Below are 22,719 nucleotides of genomic sequence, written 5' to 3'. Positions count from 1 at the left end.
CCGTGCACTTCCGCGGACGTGCACGGATGGAGCCGCCTAATCGCCGGCCGGACCGCCGGTGGCCGCCTCGGGGAGGTCCTCGCGGGTCAGCGCGAAGTCCGGGCGGGGCGTGCCGGAGGGCACCACCCCGGCGGAGGTGAGGACGTGCCGCATCACGTCGGCGAACACCGGCGCGGCGACCTGGCCGCCCTCGGCCGAGCTGGTGGGCCGCTCGAGGTCGACGGCGACGACGTACTGCGGGTCGTCGGCCGGGGCGAACCCGACGAAGGTCGTCACGTAGCCGCCGCCGTCGTAGCAGTTGCACTCGGGGTTGGGGCGCTGCGCGGTGCCGGTCTTGCCGGCCACCCGGTAGCCCTCGACCTGCGCGAGCGGCGCGGTGCCGCCGGGACCGACGACGGCCTCGAGCATGTGCGCGAGGTCGTCCGCGGTGGCCTCGCTGACCACCCGGGTGGGCTCGGGCGCGTCCGGCGTGTTCGTCGTCCCGTCCGGGGCGGTGACCGAGGAGACCACCCGCGGGGCCACGCGGACGCCGTCGTTGGCGATGGCCTGGTAGATCGACGCCATCTGCAGGGTGGTGACCGACACGCCCTGGCCGATGGCGATGTTGGCCGCGCGGCTCTCCTCCCACCCGGCGGCGTCCTGCAGGATCCCGGAGCTCTCGCCCGGCAGCTCCACCCCGGTCTCCTCCCCCACGCCGAAGGCGCGCAGGTACCGCTCGAGCGTCTCGTCGCCCACCTCGCGGGCCAGCATGATCGTGCCGACGTTGCTCGACTTGGCGAGGATCCCGGTCACCGTCCAGTCGATCGGCTCGTGGTCGTGGGCGTCGGTGACCACGGCGTCGCCGGCCTGGATGTGCCCGTCGACGGTCAGCACCTCGTCCGGGGTGGCCACCCCCTCCTCGAGCGCGGCGGCCAGGGTCACCGCCTTCATGACCGAGCCGGGCTCGAACACGCCGCTGACGATCGGGTTGCCGAGCAGCTCGGGGTCGGTGCGGCCGGCCTGCGCGGGGTCGTAGCCGGGGCAGGAGCCCATCGCCACCACCTCGCCGGTCTGCACGTCGAGCACGACGGCCGAGGCGCGGGTGGTGGCGCCGTCGGCGCAGGCCTGGCCGAGCCGCTGCTCCACGACGTACTGCACGTCCTGGTCGACGGTGAGCTCGACGGTGCTCCCGTCGGTGGCCGGCGTCGACTCGTCGATGCCGGCGGGGATGGGGTTGCCGCCGCTGCCGACCTCGACGCGGCGGCGGCCGTCGGTGCCGGCGAGGGCGTCCTCGAAGCGCAGCTCGACGCCGCCGAGGCCGGTGCCGTCGCGGCCGATGAAGCCGACCACCTGCCCGCCGACGGCACCGGCCGGGTAGAGCCGCACCGGGTCGTCCTCGAAGAAGACCCCGGGCAGGTCGAGCTCCTCGATCGCCTCCACGGTCTCCGGCGGCACCTGCCGGGCGAGGCTGACGTAGCGGCCCTCGGCGGAGAGCCGCTCGGTCAGCTCGTCGACCGGGACGTCGAGGAGCGCGGTCAGGGCCAGCGCGGTGCGCTCGGGGTCCTCGACGACGGTGGGGTCGGCGGTGACGCGGGAGGCGTCGACGGTGTAGGCGAACGGGTGGCCGTCGCGGTCGACGATCGCGCCGCGCAGCGCCGAGATCGGGACGTCGGCGAGCCGGTCCTGCTCGGCGCGGTAGGCGAGGTCGGCGCTGTCGACGCCCTGGAGCAGCACCAGCCGGCCGGTGACCAGCAGCAGCGGGACGACGACGAGCACCAGCCCCCACCGCAGCCGGGCCGGGCGCGGGGTCAGGGTGCGGCCGCTGTGCCGGCGGCCCTGCGGACGGCGCGGGACGAAGGCGCCCGCGCGGGTCGCTCCCCCGCCGCGGGGACCGCCGCGCCAGGCACCGGCACCCGAGCGGGCGGTCGCGGCGCGGTCGGCGCCGGTGCGCGGCACGGCGCCCCGGCCCAGGGGTGCGCGCTCGCGGCGGGCATCGCCGGGGAGGCCGCGGGGCCGCTCGCGCGGGGTGTCCCGGGGACCCACGGTCAGCCCCCGTCCCCGGCCGGCGGGGCGGCGCCCGGTGCGGGTTCGGGGGTGCCGCGCAGCGTGGCGGTGCCGTCGGGACCGACGACCAGGTAGGCCGCGGCGCCGGCGGGCACCAGCCCGGCCGCCGCGGCGGCCGCGGCGAGCTGCGCGGGGGCCCCGCCGGCGATCACCTGCTTCTCCAGGTCCTGGACCTCCTCGGCCTTCTCGGCGTTGGCGGCGCGCAGCTCGGTGGCCTTGAGCGAGTTGACCGCGATGGCGGTGTTGAGGACCAGCAGGCCGATCGTGGTGGCCACCAGGAGCAGCAGGACGAGCAGCACGAACGGCGCCCGGCGGGTGCCGGCGCCGGGAGCGCGGGCGCGGCCGGTCCCGCCGGGGACCAGCCGCAGCTCCGGCACCGGGGCCACACGGGGTGCCGGGCCGGTGGCCCGGGCGCGCGCGGGCCGGGCCGGCACGCCGCGCGCCGGCCGCGGGGGCAGCGTGCGGACCGGCCGCGAGGGCAGCGCGCGCAGGGGCCGGGACGGGACGGCGTGCGGCGCGGCGGTCGCCGCGGACCCGGTGGTCGCCGTCGCGGGATTCGCCGGCGCGGCGGGGGTCCGGGCGGCGCCGTCGCGGGGCGCGCGGGCGGCGGCGCTCACGCGGCCCTCCGGATGCGCTCGGCGGCGCGGACGCGGGCCGAGGCCGCCCGCGGGTTGGCCGCGAGCTCCTCCTCGGAGGCGGTCTCCCCGCCGCGGGTGAGCAGCCGCAGCACCGGGCCGTACTCGGGCAGCCGCACCGGCAGGTCGGGCGGCGTCCGGTCGGTCGCCCCCGCAGCGAGGACCTGCTTGACGATGCGGTCCTCCAGCGAGTGGAACGTGATGACGGCCAGCCGTCCGCCGACCGCCAGCGCGTCGAGTGCGGCCGGCAGCGCCCGCTCGAGGACGCCGAGCTCGTCGTTGACCTCGATCCGCAGCGCCTGGAAGGTCCGCTTGGCGGGGTGGCCGCCGGTGCGCCGGGTGGCGGCGGGGATCGCGTCGCGCACCAGGTGCGCCAGCCGCTCGGTGCCGGTGAACGGCTCGCGGGCGCGCTCGCGGACGATTGCCCCGGCGATGCGGGCGGCGAAGCGCTCCTCGCCGTAGACCCGCAGCACCCGGGTGAGCTCGGCGGCCGAGTAGGTGTTGACGACGTCGGCGGCCGACCGCGGGGCGGCGGGGTCCATGCGCATGTCCAGCGGGCCGTCGGCGGCGTAGCTGAAGCCGCGGTCGGCCCGGTCGAGCTGCAGCGAGGAGACGCCGAGGTCGAACAGGACCGCCTGCACCTCGGGCAGGCCGAGCCGGTCGAGGACGTCGGGCAGCTCGTCGAAGACGGCGGGCACCACGGTGGCCCGGTCGGCCACACCGGCGTCGGTGAGCCGGCGGGTCGCCTCGGCGCGGGCGTCGGGGTCGCGGTCGAGCCCGACCAGGCGCAGCCCGGGGTGGGCGCGCAGCAGGGCGGTGGAGTGTCCGGCCAGGCCGAGGGTGGCGTCGACGAGGACGGCGCCCTCGCGGCTGCAGGCGGGGCCCAGCAGGTCGGTGACGCGGTCGAGGAGGACGGGCACGTGCACCGCGGGCCGGGTGGGCTCGGGCGTGCTCATCGTCGGACTCCTCGGGTCGGGCTCCCGCGCGGGACGGCGTCCCCGTCGGCGTGCACCTCGCCGGCGGGCGCCGGTCCGGTGCGCCCATGGTGGCGCGGGCAGCCGGTCGGCTGGGGGAGCTCGGCGGCGTGCCGTGGGACGGACGGGACGGGAGTGACGCCGCGCGGCGGGCTGCGGGCAGGCCGGATGCCACCCGGGCGGGACGCGCCGGGTGGGGCGGTGTGGGGATCGTGGGACGGGGCGGGGAGGGGGTGGGGACCCCCACCCCCCGCGGGGCCGCCTGGCGCCGGGGAAGTGCGTCAGGAGGCGCCCGCGGGGGGCGAGGGCCGCCGATGCCGGTCACCGGCGGGGCCGGTGGCGTGGGGACGCCGGGGTCCGCGCGGGGACCGAGCCGCGGGGAAGGCGGTTCGGGCCGGACCCGGTCGAGCCGCGGGGAAGTCGGCTCGCGGTCGGGCGCGCGGCGGCCGGGGCGACCGGCTGGACGGGGTCAGGACAGCGTGGGCATCCCCTCGCTCTCCATGGCGGCGAACGCCGCCTCCTGCTCGGCCTCGTAGGCGTCCCACGTGGCCTGGTCCCAGATCTCGAAGCGGGTGTCGACCCCGACCACGACGACGTCGCGGTCGAGGCCGGCGTACTGGCGCAGGCCCGCCGGGATGGTGATGCGGCCGGCCTTGTCCGGCTCGACCTCGACCATCGAGCCGAAGCTCAGGCGGGCCCGCATGCGGGCCTCGGCGGTGTCGGCGGGCGCCATGGCGGCGGCGGCGCGGCTCTGCTCGGCGACCCGGGCCATGGTCAGGCCGTAGATGCAGCGCTCCTGGCCCTTCTTGATCACCATGCCGTCGGCCACCTGGTCACGGAAGCGCACCGGGAGAGCGAGCCGGCCCTTCTCGTCGAGCCGCAACGAGTAGCTGCCGACGAACACCGGATCACCTCCCCCATGCGCCCTCCTCGCGTCCACCGCGGACCCGGGACGGGCCCTGGCTCCCCACCGCGCCACACACTAACCCACTACGCCCCACCGAACACCACTCGACACCATGTCGTGACCGGTTCTCCCCACCGCTCCCCGTGCAGGTCAGCGCCGGGTCGGCGCGGTGCCCGGCCCGGAGGGAGCCGGGGTGGGGCGCGGTGGGGCGCACGACCACCACGGGGGGCGCCGGGGACCCCGGCACGGCCGCTCCGGTGGGGGGCGCGGAGGAGGGCGGAGAACCGACCCGGCGGGGCGCACGGACCCGCCTGCGGAACGGCGACGGGCACGTACCGTGGGCCGGGTGACCGACACGATGCGTGCGGCGGACGGGACGGCCGGGCTGCCGGTCGACGTCGCGGCGGAGGGCGCACGGATCTCGGCCAACGTCTCGCGCGTCGTGCAGGGCAAGCCCGACGTCGTCCGCCTGGCGCTGGTCGTGCTCCTCGCCGAGGGCCACCTGCTCGTCGAGGACGTGCCCGGGACCGGCAAGACGACCCTGGCCAAGGCCCTCGCCGCCTCGATCGACGCCAGCGTGCGCCGCATCCAGTTCACGCCCGACCTGCTGCCCAGCGACGTCACCGGGGTGTCGATCTACGACCAGGAGACCCGGGCCTTCGAGTTCCGGCCGGGCGCGGTGTTCGCCAACGTCGTGGTCGCCGACGAGATCAACCGGGCCTCGCCCAAGACGCAGTCGGCGCTGCTGGAGTGCATGGAGGAGCGGCAGGTCACCGTCGACGGCGTCAGCTACGAGCTGGCCCGGCCCTTCCTGGTGATGGCCACGCAGAACCCGGTGGAGATGGAGGGCACCTATCCCCTCCCCGAGGCGCAGCGCGACCGGTTCACCGCGCGGGTGTCGATGGGCTACCCCGACCGCGAGTCCGAGGTCGCCATGCTCGACGACCGCGGCACCGGCGACCCGCTGACCACCCTCGGGCCGGTGGCCGACGCCGCCACGGTCCGCGCCCTCGTCGCCGCCGTCGGCACGCTGCACGTCTCCGACGCCCTCCGCCGCTACGTCGTCGCGCTGGTGGAGGCCACCCGCCGCTCCCCCGACCTGCGCCTGGGCGCCTCGCCCCGGGCCGGGCTGCAGCTGCTGCGCACCGCCCGGGCGGCCGCGGCGCTGGCCGGCCGCGACCACGTGCTGCCCGACGACGTCCAGGCGATGGCGCTGCCGGTGCTGGCCCACCGCCTGCTGCTGACCGCCGACGCGGCGGCCGCCCGGCGCAGCCCGGAGCAGGTCGTGCGCGGGCTGCTGGGCACCGTGCCCGTCCCCCGCGGGCGCTGAGCCGTGGGCGGCCCGCTCCGCACGGCGCTGACGTCGCTCACCCTGCGCGGCCGCTGCCTGGTCGCGGCGGGCCTGACCCTGCTCGCGCTGGGCGCGCTGCTCGGTGAGCGGCCGCTGGTGCAGATCGCCGTCTTCCTGCTCGCGCTGCCCCTGCTGTCGGCGTTCGCGGTCGCCCGCCAGCGCTTCCGGGTGGGCGTGCGCCGCACGGTGACCCCGGCGCGGGTCCCCCGCGGGGAGGGCGCCGACGTGCTGCTCGAGGTCACCAACGCCGACCGCCGCACCGGCCGGCTGTGGCTGCTGTCCGAGCAGCTGCCGGCCGAGCTCGGCCGGTCGCCCGGATACGTCGTCGAGCGGCTGCCCGGCGGCCGGTCGGTCCCGCTGCCCTACCGGGTGCACGGCGGACGCCGGGGCCGGTACCGCCTCGGCCCGCTGCAGCTGCGGTTGGTCGACCCCTTCGGGCTGGTGCAGCGCACCACCAGCGGCAGCGACGGCGCGCCGCTGGTCGTCGTCCCCCGGGTGCGGCCGCTGGGCCCCGGCGGCCCGGCCGGCGGGCACGGCGGCGGCGGGGAGGGCGCCCGCCGGTCGATCGCGGTGCACGGCGAGGACGACGTCAGCACCCGCGCGTACCGGCACGGCGACGACCTGCGCAAGGTGCACTGGCGGGCGACCGCCCGCACCGGGGAGCTGATGGTGCGGATGGAGGAGCGGCCGTGGCGCGCGCAGGCCGCCCTGCTGCTCGACACGCGGGTGCACGCCCACCTGCTCACCCGGGCCACCGCTCCGGGGGCGGCCGCGACGGGCGCCGTCCCCGGGCCGCCGGGTGACCCGGCACCGCCACCGGACAGCCTCGAGTGGCTGGTGGAGGCCGCCTCGAGCATCGGCACCACGCTGTCCCGGCGGGGTGCGGTCCTCCGCGTGCTCACCGCCGAGGGCGAGCTGCGCCCGGCCGAGGGCTCGGGCGGGCTGGGCCCCAGCGAGCTGCTCGACCGGCTGGCCGTGCTGGCCCCGGCGCGCGGCTCGTCCCTGCGGCCGGCCGTGGAGCAGCTGCACCGGGTGGCCGGGGACGGCCCCGTCGTGGCGGTGCTCGGCGCCGTCGCCCCCGACGACGTCGCCGACCTGGTCGCCGCCCGCTCCGGGCCGCACCGCGACGCCGCGGTCCTGCTCGACGTGGCGAGCTGGGCCGACGCCGGCACGCGCACCCGCCGGGCGCTGTCGGCCACCTCGCGGGCGCACCTGGCCGCGCAGGTCGAGGAGTCCGCGGCGCTGCTGCGCGGCGCGGGCTGGCAGGTCGCCGTCGCCGGCGCCACCAGCCCGGTCGAGGCGGTGTGGGCCGAGCTGGCCGCGCAGCGCGGCACCGGACCCCGCCCCGGCGGGCCCGTGGCGGTGCCGGCATGACGACGCTCGCCCCGCCGCCGGCCCCCTCGGCCCCGCTGCCGCCACCCGGTCCCCCGGTCCCGGCCGGCCGCCGGGCCCGCGTGCAGCCGGCTCCGGCGGGCCGGCACGAGGGCGGCACCGCCCTGGCCGCCGCGGTGGCGACCGCCCTGGGCACCTGCGCGCTGGCACCGGTCTTCACCCGCCCGGCGTGGCTGCCCCCGGCCCTGGCGGCCGTCACCGTCGTGGCGCTCACCGGGCTGGCGCTGCGCGCGGCCGGGCCGGCGCTGTGGGCGTGGGCGTCGGGCGGGCGGCCGCTGCCCGCCCGCACCGCGGCCGCCGGCGTGCCGCTGGTCCCGCTGGCCCAGCTGGCGGTGCTGACCTGCCTGATGACGGCGCTGTTCGCTCCCGACGACGCCATCGGGGGGTGGTTCCCCACGCCGGCCAGCCTCCGCGGGCTGGGCGACGTCCTCACGGTGGGGTCGGCCGAGCTGCGGGAGCAGTCGACGCCGGCGCTGCCGCTGACCGGGCTGCTCGCGCTGACCGTCCTGCTGGTCGGGATGGTCGCGGTCACCGTCGACCTCATCGCCGTCGGCGGGCGGCAGCCGGCGCTGGCGGGGCTGGGCCTGCTGGTCCTCTTCTGCGTGCCGGTCAGCACCGTCACCGGGGACGTCGGGCTGGTCGCGCTGGCCGCCCCGGCGGCCGGGCTGGCGCTGCTGCTGTGGTCCGACCAGTCGCGGCAGCTGACCACCCGCGCGCGCCGGGCCGGGAGCCGCTCCGGCCCCGGCGCGGCGGCGGCGGCCGGCACCGGGCTGGCCGCCCTGGTGGCGGCGCTCGTCGTCGGCAGCCTGGTGCCGACCCTCCCCGAGGGCCGGCTGGCGGCGGGGTTCGGGCCCGGCGGTACCGGCGGCGGGTCGACCGGCACCGCCCTCGACGCCGCGGCGGCCCTGCAGGGCCAGCTCACCCTGCCCGAGCCGATCGCCCTGCTGCGCGTCGACGCCTCGGTCCCCGACCCCGGCTACCTGCGGGTGGTGACCCTCGACGTCTACGACGTCGAGGAGGGCTGGACGATCGGCAACCTCGACGGCGAGGCGTCAGTGGCGCAGTCGGAGGACCTCGCGCCGCTGCCCGGCCGGCGCGAGGGGCGCCGGGTCGAGGCGACGGTCACCGCCGTCGGGCACGACGACCGGTTCCTGCCGGTGCTCACCTCTCCCCTGCGGGTGCAGATCGACGATCCCGACGCCTGGCGGTTCGACCCCGCCACGGGCACCGTGTTCGGCCGCGACGTCCGCACCACCACGGTGAGCTACCGGGTGGGCGCGGTGGAGCCCCGGCCCACCGAGGAGGAGCTGCTGGCCGCCGGCCCGCTGCGGGGCGGGAACCCGGTGCTGGAGCGCGGCACCGCGCTGCCGCCGCTGTCCCCGGAGGTCACCGACCTGGTGGCCGGGCTGACCGCGGGCGCGGCGACCCCGTACGAGGCGGTGCGCGCCATCCACGGGCACTTCTCCCGGGAGAACGGCTTCGTCTACAGCCTGTCGACCGCGCCGGGCACCAGCGGGGACGACCTCACCGACTTCCTCCGGCTCAAGCAGGGGTACTGCGAGCAGTACGCCGGGGCGATGGCGGCGATGGTCCGCGCCGCCGGCATCCCCGCCCGGGTGGCGCTCGGGTACACCCCCGGCCGGCTGCAGCCCGGCGGTGGCCGGCTGGTCACCAGCGACGACGCGCACGCCTGGGTGGAGGTCTACTTCGACGACCTCGGCTGGATCCCGTTCGACCCGACCCCGATCGACCGCGAGCGCGCCGTCGACCTGCCGTGGGCGCCGCGGCCGACCGACCAGGAGGCGCTGGAGCGGCCGACCGACGTCCCGACCGTCCCGACCGCCCCGCAGGGTGTCCCGGTGCCGCGGGAGGACCGGGTCGACGGCGCTCCGCAGCCGGGCACCGGGGGCGCCACGCAGGCGTCGTCGTCGCGGCCGGTGCTGGTCGGCGCAGGGATGCTGCTCGGGGTGGCCGCGCTGGTGGCCGCACCGGCCGCCGCGCGGGCGCTGCAGCGCCGCCGCCGGGTGGCCGACGGCGGGCCGGCTGCGCTGTGGGACGAGCTGGCCGCCACCGCCCGCGACCTCGGCCTGGTGTGGGACCCGGCGCAGACCCCGCGCCAGCAGGCCGCCACCCTGGCCCGCACCCTCGGGACCGGCGGGAGCGGCGCCCACCGGATGGGGACGCCGGGGGCGGCGGACGCGGTGGAGCGGCTGGCCCGCGCGGAGGAGACCGCCTGCTACGGCCGTCCCGGCAGCGCCGCCGGCGACCCCGACGCGGTGGCGGCGCTGCGGGTGGCGCGGCGCGGGCTGCTGGCGGCGGTCCCGGCGCGCACGCGGCTGCGGGCGCTGCTGTGGCCGGCCTCGCTGGCCGAGAGCCTCGGGAGCACCGCGCGGACGCTGCTCGGCCGGCTCCCCCGCCGCGCCGCCTGACGGAGGACCCGTCGACCGAGCGTGTGCGCTGACGCGGCACGCCGGCGGCGGGGATGCAGCGCCGGCGCACACCGTCGAACGGGCCCGGGAACGCCGACGGCCGCCGTCCCGGGTGGGACGGCGGCCGTCGGTGGACGCGGCGGGGGCTACTGGTCGTAGCGGCGGCGGAAGCGCTCCTCGAGGCGGTTCTTCAGCGGCTGGCGGCGGGCCCGCCCACCGCGGCCGCGGGCGGCGGTGCTCCCGCCGCGGGCACCGGCCGGGCCGGGCTCGACCGCGCCGGTGGCGCTGCGGTAGTTGAGCACGCCGAGCGCGGCGCCGCCGAACATCACCAGGAAGCCGAGGACGCCCAGGGGCACGGACGGGACGACCGCGCCACCCACGAGGACGGCCAGGCCCACGACCACCAGCAGCGCACCGAGTTGCAGCTTCCGCCGGGCCTTGAGCCTGCGGTCACCCGTGCGGACGGAGGAGGCGAACTTGGGATCGTCGTCGACGAGGGCGCGCTCGATCTGCTCCAGCAGTCGCTGCTCGTGCTCGGAGAGCGGCACCGAGACCTCCAGGTGGGCGGAGCCAATACCGCCGGTCTCTACCCGGCGGTGCCCACGAGGATACGAGTCGTTCGCGGGGTGCGAAAGGCGAGTCGGCGGCGACCCGCCGGTGATCACCGGCGACCACTCTCACGGGCGATCGCGCACCCGCCGGTCGCGGTCGCGGTGCAGCAGGGTGGCCGGCCGGACCGCCCCGGCGCCGAACCGGCGGGCGGCCCGGTCGGCGGCCAGTTCGGCGTCCCGGCGGCCGTGCTCGCGCTCGCCGAGCTCGAGCTGGCGGGGCGCCGAGCCCGCGGCCACCAGCCGCTCGGCCCGCACGCCGACCAGCCGCAGCCGCGCCCGGTCCAGGCCGAGGGCGTCGAAGAGGGCGCGGGCGGTCTCGTAGAGGTCCTGCCCGACGTCGGTGGGGACGTCGAGGGTGCGGCTGCGGGTGATCGTGGTGAAGTCGGCGAAGCGGACCTTGATCGTGACCGTGCGCGCCAGCCAGCCGCCCGCGCGCAGCCGGCCCGCCGTCCGCTCGGCCAGCCGCAGCAGCTCCCGGTGGACGACGGCGGGGTCGTCGACGTCGGTGGGGAAGGTCTCCTCGTGCCCGGTGGACCGCTCCGGCTCGTCGGGCACCACCCGGCGGGGGTCGCGCCCCCAGGACAGCTCGTGCAGGTGCGCGCCGGCCGCCGGGCCCACCGCCCGCTGCAGCGTGCGGACCGGCACGTGCGCGAGGTCGCCGACGGTGCGCAGCCCCAGCCGCAGCAGCACCTCCTCGGTCTTCGCGCCCACGCCCCACAGCGCACCGACCGGCAGCGGGTGCAGGAAGTCGATGACCTCGGCCGGGCGGACGACGAGCATCCCGTCGGGCTTGGCGCGGGTGGAGGCGAGCTTGGCCACGAACTTGGTGCCGGCCACGCCCACCGAGCAGGTGATGCCCTGCTCGTCGTAGACGCGGGCGCGCAGGTACTCGCCGATCTGCGCGGCGTCGCCCAGCCGCCGGCCGGCGCCGGAGACGTCGAGGAACGCCTCGTCGAGGCTGAGCGGCTCGACCAGCGGGGTGACCGACCGGAACAGCGCCATGACCGACCGGGAGACCTCGGCGTAGAGGGCCACGTCCCCCGGCAGCACGGTGGCCGTCGGGCACAGCCGCAGCGCGCGGGCCGTGGGCATGGCGGCGTGCACGCCGTACGCGCGCGCCTCGTAGGTGGCCGAGGTGACCACCCCGCGGTTGCCGGAGCCGCCGACGATCACCGGGGTGCCCGCCAGCTCGGGGTGCCGGCGCACCTCGACGCTGGCGAAGAAGGCGTCCATGTCGACGTGCAGGACGGTGCACCCCGCCGCCCGTCCCCCCGCCATGCCGCCTCCCTGGATCGAACACGTGTTCGCACCGACCCGGGGAGACTAACGGCCTCCGCGGGTCCGCGGCGCGTGGTCCGCGGTGCGTCCCGGCGTGTCCCGTCCCACCGCGAAGTGGCTGGTCGCCCGCATGTGTGACCGGCACCCCGGCGAGGTAGGTGGGACACGACCGACCGCCGTCCGGCGGCCGGCGCCGATCCGCACCCGGAGGAGCTCGATGGCGCTCGACGACGACGACATGACCAGCACGGAGGGTCCGGCCGACAGCGGAGCCGGCGAGGGCACGCCCGGCCAGCACGACGGTGGTGCCGACGGCGGCGCGGACAGCGGCGCCGGCCACGGCCCGGCCGACGGCGGCGCGGTGGGCGGCGGCTCGGACGGGGGCGCCGATGGCGGTGCCGACGGGGGCGCGGACGGCGGTGCCGACGGCGGTGCCGGCCACGGCCCGGCCGACGGCGGCGCGGTGGGCGGCGGCTCGGACGGGGGCGCCGACGGCGGTGCCGACGGCGGCGCGGACGGTTCGGCCTGAGCCAGGACCCGGCCGTCGCGGGGCCGGGCGGGGCTGACCCCCGCCCGGCCCTGCGCCGGTGCACGCACCTCGACCCCGCGGTCTTCGCCGAGCGGCACTGGTCGCGCCGCCCGCTGCTGGCCCGCGCCGAGGACACCGGGGAGTCCTTCGCCGACCTGCTGACGCTGGCCGACGTCGACGAGCTGCTCTCCCGCCGCGGGCTGCGCACGCCGTTCCTGCGCATCGCCAAGGACGGCGCCGTCGTCGACGCCGGGCGCTTCACCACCTCCGGCGGCGCCGGCGCCGAGGTGGCCGACCAGGTCTCCTCCGACGCCGTCCTGCGGCTGTTCGCCGACGGCAGCACGGTGGTCCTGCAGGGCCTGCACCGGCTCTGGCCGCCGCTGATCGAGTTCGCCGACCAGCTGGCCGCCGACCTGGGGCACCCGACGCAGGTCAACGCGTACGTCACGCCGCCGTCCTCGCGCGGCTTCTCCCCGCACTACGACGTGCACGACGTCTTCGTGCTGCAGGTGGCCGGCGAGAAGCACTGGACGATCCACGAGCCGGTGCTCCCCGAGCCGCTGCGCAGCCAGCCCTGGACCGACCGCGCGGCCGCCGTGGCCGCGGCCGCGGAGCGCGAGCCGGTCGTCGACGCGGTGCTGTGCCCCGGCGACGCGCTCTACCTGCCCCGCGGCTACCTGCACTCGGCGGTGGCGCTCGGCCAGACCAGCGCCCACCTGACCGTCGGCGTCCACTCGGTCACCCGCTGGTCGGCCGTCGAGTCGGCGCTGGACCTGGTGCGGGTGCTGGCCGCCGAGGACCGCGAGCTGCGCCGCGCGCTGCCCCTGGGCGTGGACCTCGCCGACCCGGCGGCCCTGCGCGACGACGTCGCCGCCGTGCTCGGCGCGCTGCAGGACTGGCTGGGCCGGGTCGACCCCGACCGGGTGGCCGACCGGGTGCGCAGCCGCGCCTGGGCCCAGGTGCGGCCGGAGCCGGTCGCGCCGCTGGCCCAGGCGACCGCCGCCGCGGCCCTCACGCCCGACACCGTGCTGCGGGTGCGCCGCCGGCTGCGGGTCGCGCTGCGCCCGGCCGCCGACGGCGACCGCGTCACCCTGATCGGCGGCCGGCGGTCCCACGAGTTCCCCGCCGCCACCCGCGAGGCGCTGGCCGGGCTGCTCGCCGCCGGGGAGCTCAAGGTCGCCGACCTGGCCGGCCTGGACCCCGCCGACCGGCTGACCCTGGCCCGGCGGCTGGTGACCGAGTCGATCGCGGTGGTGGCCGACGCACACGTCGACGGCGGGATCGATGGGGTGCCGGCCACCGCGCCCGAGCCCGGCCCGGCCGGACCGGGTGCCCCCGCCCCGGACGCGGGCGGGGACGATGGGGAGCGTGCCGACGCCCTCGGGACCGGCTCGTGAGCCCGCAGCCCTCCCCCGGGTGAGTGCCGCACCGGCCGAGCCCGCCGCCCCCACGCCCTCCCGGCCGGTCCGCACCGGCCGGCTGGACCCGACCCGCTGCTCGGTGACCGCGCTGGTCCGCGGCGACTCCCCCGTCGCCACGGCGGGGCCAGCGCAGCGCTGGCTGATGGTCGAGCAGCCGGGGCCGTGGGGCCGCGACGCGCTCCTGCAGTCCCGCCTCGACGCCGGCGTCGCCCCGCGCCTGGCCGCCCGCGCCCGCGCCGAGGGCGTCCGGGTGCTGCTGGTGCGCCGTCCCGGGGAGCGGCCGGCCGCGTCCGGGCGGCGCTGGGCCTACGCCGACGGCCGGCCGGGCCGCGAGGGGCTGTGGTGGTCGGTCCGCGACGCCGACACCGACCTGCTCGACGCGCCGTGGGACGGCTCGGTCGGCGAGCGCGCGCCCGACCCGGTCTACCTGGTCTGCACCCACGGCCAGCACGACGCCTGCTGTGCGCTGCGCGGCCGCCCGCTGGCCCGCGCGCTGCCCGCGCCCGGCCCGGCCGACGTCTGGGAGTGCAGCCACCTCGGCGGCTGCCGGTTCGCCACCAACGTGCTGGTGCTGCCGCACGGCTTCGCCTACGCCCAGGTGGCCGGCGACGGCGCGGACCTCGTCGCCGCGCACGCCCGCGGGCAGGTGGCCCTGCCGTGGCTGCGCGGCCGGTCGGGGCTGCCGCTGGCCGCGCAGGCCGCCCAGCAGGCCGCCCGCGAGCGGCTGGGCCTGCTCGGCGTCGACGACCTGCCGCTGCGCCGCGCGCAGCGGCTGCCGGGCACCGACGCCGAGGCGGCGGCCGGCGTCGAGCGGTTCGACGTCGTGCTCGGCGGCCCGGACGGCGACGTCGTGGTGCGGGTGGAGAGCCGCCCGGCGCCCGAGGCGGCGCAGCTGACCTGCCGGGCCGTGCACCCCGCGCACCCGCGCGAGTGGACCGCGCTGTCGGTCTCGCTGGCGGTCTCCTAGAGAGCGCGCCCGCGGGCCAGCAGCAGCGGGATGGCGACCTCGGCGCCGGTCAGCGAGCCGTGGTAGGCCGCCAGCCGGCTCGGACCGGGCTCGGTGGCCGACGCGGTGATCGCCCACGGGCCGCGGGCGAGCGCGACGACGTCGCCGATGCGGTCGGCCAGCGCGGCGTCGACGTCGCCGAAGACGCCGCTCGCGACCGCCTCGTCCCGGCCGACGACCCAGGCCCGGTCGCCGAGGACCCCGCGCCAGGCGTCGAGGACGTCGCCGGCGGCGCCGGGCACGGCGTGGGCGTAGCGGGCGCGGGGCTCCCCGGCCAGCAGCGCGACGCCGTCGAGCAGGGCGGGCTCGTCGTCGAGGTCGACGCGGGTGGCGGCGGGGACGTCGAGCATGCCGTGGTCGGCGGTGATCAGGAGCGCGGCGTCGTCGGGCAGGCCGGTGACCACCTGCTCGACGAGGCGGTCGACGAGCGCGAGCTGGTTGCGCCAGCTGTCGGAGTCGACGCCGCGGACGTGGCCGGTGAGGTCGAGCTCGGGGGTGTAGCCGTAGACCAGGCCGGTGGGGGTCGCGGCGAGGGACTGCAGCAGCACCGCGGCGAGGTCGCCGGCGCCGACCGTGCCCGGGTACCCGGCGCCGCGGTAGGCGGCGGTGGACAGGCCCGAGCCCGCGTAGGCGTAGGGGGCGACCGCGGTGACCGGGAGGCCGGCGGCGGCGGCCTGCTCGAAGACGGTCGGGCGGGGCTGCCAGTCGCGCGGGTCGGGGTCGTCTCTCCAGGCGACGTGGTTGAGCAGCCGGTCCTGGCCGGGGACGGCGGTGACGAAGCCGAGGACGCCGTGCCCGCCCGGGGGCACGCCAGTGCCGAGGGTGGCGAGGCTGACCGGGGTGGTGCTCGGGCAGGGCGCGTCGAGGTCGCCGACCGGGGTGGCCAGCGCGGCGAGGGTGGGCGCGAGGGAGGCGTGCGCGCGCAGCAGCTGCGCACCCAGCCCGTCGACGAGCAGCACCGCGACCCGCCGCGCCCCCGCCAGCGCGGCGGTGAGCCCGAGCGGGTCGGGCGACAGGCCGGCGCGGTCGACGTCGACGCCGAGGGCGGCGGCCACGCCGGGCAGGACGTCGGCGAGCGTGGCCCGGCCGTAGGCGGGGCGGACCAGGTCCGCGGGCAGCCCGTGCGGCGGCGGCACGGTCACGGACGCGTGGCCAGCACGTGCAGGCCGGTGGCGACGTCGCGGTAGGGCGAGGTGCCGGCCAGGGCGAGCTCGAGGTGGCGGACCGCGGCCGGGTCGGCGCCGGAGGCGGTGTCGAGGAGGTCGGCGACGACGGCGACGCCGCGCCACTCCCCCGGCCGCAGCCCGGCGCCCTCGACGAGCGCGAGCAGGTCGGCCGGGGCGAACCGGCGGCGGGCGGGGCGGGTGCGGCCGGGCGCGGGGTCGCGGTCCTCGAGCAGCGCGAGGGCCTCCTTCGGGTGGCCGCCGAGGGCGCGGGCGAGGACGGCGCCGGCCCGGTTGACCGTCACGACGCTGACCTGGCCGCCGGGGTGCAGGGTGCGGGTGATCTCGCCGAGGGTGGTCGCCGGGTCGTCGACGACCTCGAGGACGGCGTGGCAGAGGCCGAGGTCGTAGCCCTCGTGGTCGAGGGGCAGCTCGTGCAGCAGGTCGCCGTCGCCCTGCAGGCCGCGGACCCGGTTGCCGACGCCGGCGGTCCGGGCCCGCCGCTCGAGCGTGGCCAGCGCGTCGGCGCTGGGGTCGACGACGGTGACCTCGTGACCGAGCCGGGCGAGCGGGACGGCGAAGCCACCGCTGCCGCCGCCGACGTCGAGCACCCGCAGCGGGGTGCCGGCCCCCACGAGCGGGTCGAGGGCGGCCCACACCGCGGCGGTCCGGACGGGCAACTGCTCGCCGGAGGACGGGTCGGGCGGGGTCGGCGGCACCCGTCCGACCCTAGTGGCGGGCGTCGGGGGTGGCCGGGCGGTCACCCCCGCGCCGCCCGGCCGCGCCGTCAGGCGGAGACCGCGTCGGCGGCCCGCTCGAGGTCGGCGACGACGATCCTGCGCATCGTGAACATCTCCTGGACCGCGCGCTGCCGGCGGTCGGGGTCGGGGTCGCCCTGCAGCTCCAGCAGGCGGGTGGGCACGACCTGCCAGGAGACGCCGAAGCGGTCCCTGAGCCACCCGCAGGGAGCCTCCTCGCCGCCGTCGGTGAGCCGGTCCCAGTAGTGGTCGACCTCGGCCTGGTCGGCACACAGGACCTGGAAGGAGACGGCCTCGCTGAAGTGCCAGTCCTGTGGGCCGCCGTTGAGGCCGACGTACTCGGTGTCGCCGAGCCGCCAGCTGACGGTGAGGACCTGCCCCTCCCGCTCGGGGTCCTCGGCGCCGTAGCGGACCGTGCCGAGGATCTCGGAGTCCGGCCAGATCGACGTGTAGAAGCGCGCGGCCTCCTCCGCCTCGGTGTCGAACCACAGGCACGGGATCTGCTTCGGCATGGCCGTCCTCCCCGGACAGGCCGGCGGGGCGCCGGCGCTCGCGGGTTCCGACCGCCGCCGCGCCCGGGACTCATCGGTGGTGAGGTGCTGGAACGGCCCCGCTGCAGGGTCCCGCCGCGAGCGTGCGAGCGGTGGGGGGCAGCGGGGTCCTTCCTCAGTGGCCGGGGCTGCCGGGGCTGGAGTGCCACAGCTTCCGGGGGGCGGACGCCGCGGCGCGGCGGGCGGCGGTGGCGGCGTCGTCCCCGGCGGGCTTGATGTCGGCGTAGGGCGACATCCGGAAGCCGGTCGGGTGCACGAGCACCGGCTTGACCACCACCGGCCGCGAGCCGTGCGAGGCCGCCGCGCCGGTGATGGCCCGCTCGGTGTACTCCCCCGGCGCGGCCATGTGCTCGGCCACCGCGACCGGACCGCCGGTCTCCCACGCCTCGTGCAGCGCCGGCAGCTCCCAGGCGCCGGTGGCCCGGATCGACATCCCGCGCGGGCCGGTGCGGCGCAGCACCCCGCGGATGACCAGCAACCAGGAGTGGAACACCGTCGCGGCGTAGGGACCCTGCACGTCCTCGAAGAAGGTGGAGTCGGTGCAGCCGGTGCCGTCGTCGAGGGTCACGAACACCACCCGGCGTCCCGACCGGATCGGCGGCGTCTGGGTGGCCACCTTGACCCCGGCCACCAGCACCTCGGCGCCGCTGCGGCAGCCGAGCAGCTCCCCGGCCGGCACCGCGCCGATCGCCGAGAGGAACGGCCGGTAGAAGTCGACGACGTGCCGGCTGGCGTCGAGCCCGAGCACCTCGAGCTCGGCGCGCACCAGCTCGGCGTCGGTGAACTCGGGCAGCCCGCTGCCACCGGCCCACTCCGGCCCCGTCTCCCCGGGACCCGGCTCCTCCTCCCCCGGCAGCTCCAGACCGAGCAGGTCGAGGCTGAGCTGCCCGACCGAGCCGGTCCGCGCCCCGCTGCGGCTCCACCGCTCCAGCTCGCTGATCTGCAGCAGCAGGTCGCGGCGGGTCACCGACCGGCGCGAGCGGGTGGGGCGGCCGGCCTCGCGGTCGCGCACCCCGAAGCCGTAGAGGGAGTCGAACCCGCCGGCCAGCACCAGCCGCTCGACCACCGGGCGCGACACCGACGCCCGTGACCAGAAGTCGGTCAGCGACCGGTAGGGCTGCCCGGCCACGATCCGCTCGACCTCGTCCTCGGCGATGCCCTTGACGTCGGAGAGCGCGAGCCGGATCCCGTAGGCCGACGGGTCGGCCATCGACGCCGGCATCCACTCCGGCCGCCGCCAGTCCGCCCGCCGGTCCACCGGCGCCAGCCGCTCCACCCGGTAGGTGCCGGCGGAGGCGTTGACGTCGAGGCCCAGCACCCGGATGCCGAAGTTGCGGGCGTCGTCGAGGATCAGCCGCTTCGGGTACATCCCCGGGTCGTGGGTGAGCACCCCGGCGAGGAAGGCCGCCGGGTGGTGGGTCTTCAGCCACGCCGACTGGTAGGTGGGCAGCGCGAACGCCGCGGCGTGGGCCTTGCAGAAGCCGAACGAGCCGAAGGCCACCAGCACCTCCCAGACCCGCTCGACCACGTCGACCGGGTAGCGCCGCAGCGCCTCCGGCACGAACCAGGTCCGCACCTCCGGGTGCAGCTCCCGGTCGCCCAGCGCCCGGCGGGCCTCGTCGGCCTGGGCGAGGTCGCAGCCGGTCATCTGCGCCACGATCTGCAGCACCTGCTCGTGGAAGACGACGACGCCGGCGGTCTGCTCGAGGAACGGCCGCAGGTCGGGGTGCGGGTAGACCGGGTCCTGCCAGCCGTTCCGGGCCAGCAGGAACGGCGTCACCATGTCGCTCTTGACCGGCCCGGGCCGGAACAGCGAGATGTCGATGACAATGTCCTCGAACGTCTCGGGCCCGAACTTGCCGACCAGCTCGCGCTGCCCCGGCGACTCGATCTGGAACATGCCGAGGGTCCGGGTGCTGCGGATGAGCTCGAAGGTCGTCGGGTCGTCGCGCGGGATCGCGTCGATGTCGACGGTCTCGCCGTCGACCCGGGCCACCTCGTCGAGGGCGTGCGCGATCGACGACTGCATCCGGATGCCGAGCAGGTCGAGCTTGAGCAGCCCGAGCTCCTCGACGTCGTCCTTGTCGAACTGGCTCATCGGGTAGCCCAGGAAGCTGTTCTCCACCGGGGTGCGGTCGAGCAGCGTGGCGTCGGAGAGCAGCACCCCGCAGGGGTGCAGCGCGATGTGCCGGGGCAGGCCGTCGAGCCGGGCGACGAGGTCGAAGAGCAGGTCGAGGTCGCCGGTGCCACCGCCGCGCCGGGACCCCAGCCGGCTGGCCCGCAGCTCCGGCAGGTCGCGCAGCGCGGCGTGCACCTGGTTGGCCCGGACGTGCGGGAAGGCCTTCGCGACGGCGTCGACCTCGGCCGGCGGCAGCCCGAGGGCGGCGCCGACGTCGCGGATGGCGTGCCGCACCCGGTAGGTGTCCATCATCGAGATGCAGCTGACCCGGTGGGCGCCGAAGCGGTCGATGACCGCGTCGTAGACCTCCATCCGCCGGGCGGACTCCACGTCGATGTCGACGTCGGGCAGCTGGTGGCGCAGCGGGGAGAGGAACCGCTCCATGAGCAGCCCGTAGCGGATCGGGTCGACGTCGGAGATGCCCAGCAGGTAGGTGACCAGGCTGCCCGCCCCCGACCCGCGTGCCGCGGCGCGGACCCCGAGGTCCTTGATGAGGTCGACGACGTCGGCGACGGTGAGGAAGTAGGAGGGGTAGCCGAGAGCGTCGATGACGGCCAGCTCCTCCTCCAGCCGGACGAGGACCCGCTCGCTGCGCGGCATGCCGCGCCGGCCCAGCCCCGCCTCGCAGCGGGCCCGCAGCACCTGCGAGGAGCTCATCCCCCGCTCGGCGGGCGCGGTGACGACGTCGAGCTCGGGGTAGCGCACGGTGCCGATGCCGAGGTCGTCGCGGACGTCGACGGCGCACTGCTCGGCCAGCCGGGCGGTGCGCTCGAGCAGCCGCAGCGCCGCGTCGCGGTCGGGGCCGGCGATCTCGGCGGCGACCTCGGCCATCTCCTTGCCCGACTTCAGGTAGCCCTCGGCGGTGCGCCGGTCGACGTGCCGGCGGTCGAGGGCGACCAGCCGCCGGGAGGCGTCGAGGACGTCGGCGGTCGGCGCGTCGATGGCGTCGACGTAGCGGACGGCGTTGGTGAGCACCACCGGCACGCTCTCCTCGGCGGCGAAGCGCATCAGCCGCTGCGCGCGGAGGCGGTCGCCCCGGCCGCGGTGGTGCACCAGCTCGACCACCAGCGCCCCGGGGCCGAACACCGACCGCCACGCGGCGAGCCGGGCTGAGGCGACGTCGGCCCGGCCGGCGGCCAGCGCGCGGCCCACCGGCGAGTCCGGCCCGAGCACCGCGACCAGCCCGGGCGCGTGCTCGGCGGCCAGCGCCAGCGAGCTCACCGGCTCACCGCGGGTGCCGCGCAGGTGGGTGGCGCTGGTCAGCCGGCACAGCGAGCGCCAGCCGGCGCCGTCGCGGGCGAGGAAGGTGACCCGCGGCAGCCGCGGGTCGACGCTCGCGCCGCCCCGCACCGGGCTGCGCCGCGCGGGAGTCTTCCGGGGACCACGTCCGCCCGCCCGCCGCAGCGACAGCTCGTCGTCCTCTCCCAGCACGTGCGCCCGGGCCGGGGGCACGGTGGTGCTCACCGCGGGGGCGACCGCCAGGTCCACCCCGAACACCGGCCGCACCCCCGCCGACCGGCAGGCCAGCGCGAACTTGACCGCGCCGTAGAGACCGTCGCGGTCGGTCAGGGCGAGGGCACCCATGCCGTGCTCGGCGGCGCGGGCCACCAGGTCGGCCGGGTGGTTGGCCCCGTACCGCAGGGAGTAGCCGGAGGCGACGTGCAGGTGGACGAAGGGGTCGCCGCTCACCGCCCGCGCGCGGGGCGGTGGGCGGTGCCACCGACCACGCGGGGCCGGGGCGCGGGCGCGGGCGTGCTGGCCAGCAGCTCCTCGGCCACGGCGAGGAAGGTGCCGGCGTCGCGGACCAGGTCGTCGGCCTCCCGCTCGGTGACCGCGCGGGACAGCCCGGCCTCGGCCGCGGCGCGCTTGGCCGCGCCGGCGGCGAAGAAGGTGGCCCACTCCCCCAGCTCCGGGGCGACCTGCTCGAGCAGCACCCAGGCGCTGCGCGGCCGGCGGCGGCCGCTCTCGGGCCGGGTGCGGGCGGCGAGCACCGCCGCGGCCGCGCGCAGCGCCGCCAGGTGCGCGGTGGCGTAGCGCCGGCACGCGTCGGGGGCGTGGCGGGCCTCGGCCAGCGCCCGGGTGGCCTGGTCGAGCAGCTGGGCCGCGGCCGCCGGGAGCGGCGGCGGCAGGGGCAGCTGGTCGGCCGGGTCGTGGGTCATGGCGTACGCGGCGCCCATCAGTCGTGCACCCGCACGAGCGACCAGCGGTTGTCCGCCGCGTCCCAGCACAGGTCGTAGACCCCGGCGAAGCTCATCCGCGAGCGCCCGGCCCGCACCGCCTCGACCCGGAAGACCTCGCGTGGGGCGACCAGGTCGGCCGAGGCACCGCCGGGGGCGCCGGCCGGCCGCTGCCACCACGGCGTGGTCTCGACCCACGAGTCGAGCAGCTCGCCGACGACGTAGCGCCACTGCCCGCGCCAGAACTGCGCCGGCCCGAGCGGGCCGCGCTCGACCTGCACCTCCTCGCCGACCCGCTCGCCGACGTCACCCAGCACCCGGCTCATGCCCGACTCCCCACCCCGTGCCCGCTGACCGACCGGCCCGACCCACCGCACCGGGTGGGGAAGGACCCGGGTGCGGTGGGAGGCCCGCGGTGTTCGAACGTCTGTTCGAACGAGTCGAGTAGACCCGATACCACTCACAACGTCAAGCAGACGGGTTCCCGTTGAGGACGTACTGGTGCGAAACGATCCATGCCGCCCGCCTACAGGCAGGGTGTCGGGGACCAGACCGCCGTCACCTCCTGGAGAACAGACGTCGCCGCATCAGGGACCCATGGCGCACAAGTCAGGGAGTCACCCCTGACGACCGCGGAGCCACATCGGCCCAAGCTGATCCAGCGACTGAGCGAGCCTGGTGGTCTGTCGGCAAGGCGATGTGGGCCACTTGCTCGAGCGGACGTGGCACGAGAGAACCGTGAACTGACCAGGGGAGATGACATGGCGTCCGTCAGCCGAGTGAAGTTGAGCGGGGACAACGTGGACAGCCAGAAGGCACGGATCAAGGTGACCTGGCGCATGTCCTTCAGTCCGAAGGAGGTCCAGAGCCGCACTGTGTACAACTACGAGGTCTTCCTGCAGAACGTCGACGGCCTCGGGGACCCTGACGTCAGGCGCCGCCGCATTGCGACTGGGTCAGACCTGGCCACGACCGACGCGATCGACCGAGAGATCTCGGCCCTGGTCGACAGGTCGTTCTTGGACGAGGACTTCCCGTTGTTCCCCGGCGGCCCTGGCGACACGACAGACGAATGGCGAGCCGAGGTACACCTCAAGCCGTTCGTCCCCACGGGGACCTCTGGCGTCTCCGACGAACAGCTGCGCAAGGAGTTCGGCTTCTCCTGACCGGTGCGCCGCCACTCCAACCACCCCACCCAGCACTGGCCCCTCCCCTGGACCGCGTCCGACACCCGGTCCAGGGGAGGGTGCGTCAGGACGACTCCGGCGCACCCTCCCAGAGCGGCCGTCTCACATCCGTGGTGCTCGCTTCTCAG

19 protein-coding genes are annotated in these 22,719 nt (G+C 77.6%); 7 read left to right on the top strand and 12 right to left on the bottom strand.

All coding sequences use genetic code 11. The features are described 5' to 3' along the window. Positions 1 to 36: 36 nt before the first annotated feature. From ACI79O_RS10370 to mraZ, 4 genes are all read right to left on the bottom strand, one after another. The gene (locus tag ACI79O_RS10370) at positions 37 to 2,022 is read right to left on the bottom strand and encodes a peptidoglycan D,D-transpeptidase FtsI family protein (protein WP_456890925.1); all 1,986 of its coding nucleotides are present in this window, start codon (positions 2,020 to 2,022) and stop codon (positions 37 to 39) included. Positions 2,023 to 2,024: 2 nt separating this feature from the next. Then, positions 2,025 to 2,660, bottom strand: coding sequence for a hypothetical protein (locus ACI79O_RS10365; protein WP_456914068.1), 636 nt, complete (start codon positions 2,658 to 2,660; stop codon positions 2,025 to 2,027). Further along, positions 2,657 to 3,634: a 16S rRNA (cytosine(1402)-N(4))-methyltransferase RsmH gene (gene rsmH / locus ACI79O_RS10360; protein WP_456890921.1), complete on the bottom strand. Its 978-nt coding sequence runs from the start codon at positions 3,632 to 3,634 to the stop codon at positions 2,657 to 2,659. The genes ACI79O_RS10365 and rsmH overlap by 4 nt, the downstream gene beginning before the upstream one ends. Positions 3,635 to 4,121: 487 nt before the next feature. Beyond that, positions 4,122 to 4,556 (bottom strand): division/cell wall cluster transcriptional repressor MraZ, encoded by a 435-nt coding sequence (gene mraZ / locus ACI79O_RS10355; protein WP_456876076.1) that lies wholly within the window; start codon positions 4,554 to 4,556, stop codon positions 4,122 to 4,124. A 349-nt stretch (positions 4,557 to 4,905) separates the two neighbouring features. Here mraZ and ACI79O_RS10350 point away from each other — a divergent pair, with 349 nt between their 5' ends. From ACI79O_RS10350 to ACI79O_RS10340, 3 genes are read left to right on the top strand one after another with little or no spacing between them, the layout of a single operon-like run. Further along, the gene (locus ACI79O_RS10350; protein WP_456914067.1) at positions 4,906 to 5,889 is read left to right on the top strand and encodes an AAA family ATPase; all 984 of its coding nucleotides are present in this window, start codon (positions 4,906 to 4,908) and stop codon (positions 5,887 to 5,889) included. A gap of 3 nt (positions 5,890 to 5,892) precedes the next feature. Continuing rightward, positions 5,893 to 7,284 (top strand): DUF58 domain-containing protein, encoded by a 1,392-nt coding sequence (locus tag ACI79O_RS10345; protein WP_456914066.1) that lies wholly within the window; start codon positions 5,893 to 5,895, stop codon positions 7,282 to 7,284. Beyond that, positions 7,281 to 9,731 (top strand): transglutaminase TgpA family protein, encoded by a 2,451-nt coding sequence (locus ACI79O_RS10340; protein ID WP_456914065.1) that lies wholly within the window; start codon positions 7,281 to 7,283, stop codon positions 9,729 to 9,731. The genes ACI79O_RS10345 and ACI79O_RS10340 overlap by 4 nt, the downstream gene beginning before the upstream one ends. Positions 9,732 to 9,877: 146 nt before the next feature. On the opposite strand, the gene ACI79O_RS10335 is transcribed toward ACI79O_RS10340, so the two are convergent. Next, the gene (locus ACI79O_RS10335; RefSeq protein WP_456876080.1) at positions 9,878 to 10,279 is read right to left on the bottom strand and encodes a DUF3040 domain-containing protein; all 402 of its coding nucleotides are present in this window, start codon (positions 10,277 to 10,279) and stop codon (positions 9,878 to 9,880) included. A 129-nt stretch (positions 10,280 to 10,408) separates the two neighbouring features. Then, positions 10,409 to 11,620, bottom strand: a complete 1,212-nt coding sequence (gene dinB, locus ACI79O_RS10330) for a DNA polymerase IV (protein ID WP_456890913.1) — start codon at positions 11,618 to 11,620, stop codon at positions 10,409 to 10,411. Positions 11,621 to 11,837: 217 nt separating this feature from the next. Here dinB and ACI79O_RS10325 point away from each other — a divergent pair, with 217 nt between their 5' ends. The 3 genes from ACI79O_RS10325 to ACI79O_RS10315 all read left to right on the top strand — a co-directional run bounded on the left by ACI79O_RS10325 (position 11,838) and on the right by ACI79O_RS10315 (position 14,537). Then, positions 11,838 to 12,149 carry a BatC protein gene (locus ACI79O_RS10325; protein ID WP_456890912.1) on the top strand — a complete coding sequence of 104 codons (312 nt, stop codon included), beginning with the start codon at positions 11,838 to 11,840 and terminating at the stop codon, positions 12,147 to 12,149. Between the two features lie 287 nt (positions 12,150 to 12,436). Continuing rightward, complete coding sequence (locus tag ACI79O_RS10320) at positions 12,437 to 13,546, top strand: cupin domain-containing protein (RefSeq protein ID WP_456890910.1); 1,110 nt, start codon at positions 12,437 to 12,439, stop codon at positions 13,544 to 13,546. Positions 13,547 to 13,565: 19 nt separating this feature from the next. After that, the gene (locus ACI79O_RS10315; RefSeq protein ID WP_456914064.1) at positions 13,566 to 14,537 is read left to right on the top strand and encodes a sucrase ferredoxin; all 972 of its coding nucleotides are present in this window, start codon (positions 13,566 to 13,568) and stop codon (positions 14,535 to 14,537) included. Here the strand turns inward: ACI79O_RS10315 and ACI79O_RS10310 are convergent. The 6 genes from ACI79O_RS10310 to ACI79O_RS10285 all read right to left on the bottom strand — a co-directional run bounded on the left by ACI79O_RS10310 (position 14,534) and on the right by ACI79O_RS10285 (position 21,730). Next, on the bottom strand, positions 14,534 to 15,718 hold the full coding sequence (locus ACI79O_RS10310; RefSeq protein ID WP_456914063.1) for an alkaline phosphatase family protein: 1,185 nt from the start codon (positions 15,716 to 15,718) through the stop codon (positions 14,534 to 14,536). The two genes, ACI79O_RS10315 and ACI79O_RS10310, sit on opposite strands and share 4 nt — an antisense overlap. Beyond that, positions 15,715 to 16,458, bottom strand: coding sequence for a class I SAM-dependent methyltransferase (locus tag ACI79O_RS10305; RefSeq protein WP_456890901.1), 744 nt, complete (start codon positions 16,456 to 16,458; stop codon positions 15,715 to 15,717). The genes ACI79O_RS10310 and ACI79O_RS10305 overlap by 4 nt, the downstream gene beginning before the upstream one ends. 68 nt (positions 16,459 to 16,526) lie before the next feature. Further along, positions 16,527 to 17,009 carry a VOC family protein gene (locus tag ACI79O_RS10300; protein WP_456890898.1) on the bottom strand — a complete coding sequence of 161 codons (483 nt, stop codon included), beginning with the start codon at positions 17,007 to 17,009 and terminating at the stop codon, positions 16,527 to 16,529. A gap of 154 nt (positions 17,010 to 17,163) precedes the next feature. Next, positions 17,164 to 20,916 (bottom strand): DNA polymerase III subunit alpha, encoded by a 3,753-nt coding sequence (locus ACI79O_RS10295; protein ID WP_456914062.1) that lies wholly within the window; start codon positions 20,914 to 20,916, stop codon positions 17,164 to 17,166. Continuing rightward, a complete protein-coding gene (locus tag ACI79O_RS10290; protein WP_456914061.1) occupies positions 20,913 to 21,404 on the bottom strand; it encodes an SAV_6107 family HEPN domain-containing protein in 492 nt (163 codons plus the stop codon). The genes ACI79O_RS10295 and ACI79O_RS10290 overlap by 4 nt, the downstream gene beginning before the upstream one ends. After that, entirely contained in the window at positions 21,404 to 21,730 is a 327-nt protein-coding gene (locus ACI79O_RS10285; RefSeq protein WP_456914060.1) for a DUF6504 family protein, read from the bottom strand. The genes ACI79O_RS10290 and ACI79O_RS10285 overlap by 1 nt, the downstream gene beginning before the upstream one ends. Before the next feature lie 435 nt (positions 21,731 to 22,165). On the opposite strand from ACI79O_RS10285, the gene ACI79O_RS10280 reads away from it, so the two are divergent. Further along, positions 22,166 to 22,570, top strand: coding sequence for a hypothetical protein (locus ACI79O_RS10280; RefSeq protein WP_456890890.1), 405 nt, complete (start codon positions 22,166 to 22,168; stop codon positions 22,568 to 22,570). The last annotated feature ends 149 nt before the right edge of the window (positions 22,571 to 22,719 follow it).

This window comes from Geodermatophilus sp. SYSU D00696, from assembly GCF_054050235.1.
Note: the sequence above shows the minus strand (reverse complement) of the source record. Positions and strands in the feature narration are given on the sequence as shown.

Coding starts and splice junctions, on each gene's coding strand:
- rsmH (WP_456890921.1), bottom strand. CDS start 3,634: ATGAGCACGCCCGAGCCCACCCGGCCCGCGGTGCACGTGCCCGTCCTC.
- ACI79O_RS10340 (WP_456914065.1), top strand. CDS start 7,281: ATGACGACGCTCGCCCCGCCGCCGGCCCCCTCGGCCCCGCTGCCGCCA.
- dinB (WP_456890913.1), bottom strand. CDS start 11,620: ATGGCGGGGGGACGGGCGGCGGGGTGCACCGTCCTGCACGTCGACATG.
- ACI79O_RS10325 (WP_456890912.1), top strand. CDS start 11,838: ATGGCGCTCGACGACGACGACATGACCAGCACGGAGGGTCCGGCCGAC.
- ACI79O_RS10300 (WP_456890898.1), bottom strand. CDS start 17,009: ATGCCGAAGCAGATCCCGTGCCTGTGGTTCGACACCGAGGCGGAGGAG.
- ACI79O_RS10290 (WP_456914061.1), bottom strand. CDS start 21,404: ATGGGCGCCGCGTACGCCATGACCCACGACCCGGCCGACCAGCTGCCC.
- ACI79O_RS10285 (WP_456914060.1), bottom strand. CDS start 21,730: ATGAGCCGGGTGCTGGGTGACGTCGGCGAGCGGGTCGGCGAGGAGGTG.
- ACI79O_RS10280 (WP_456890890.1), top strand. CDS start 22,166: ATGGCGTCCGTCAGCCGAGTGAAGTTGAGCGGGGACAACGTGGACAGC.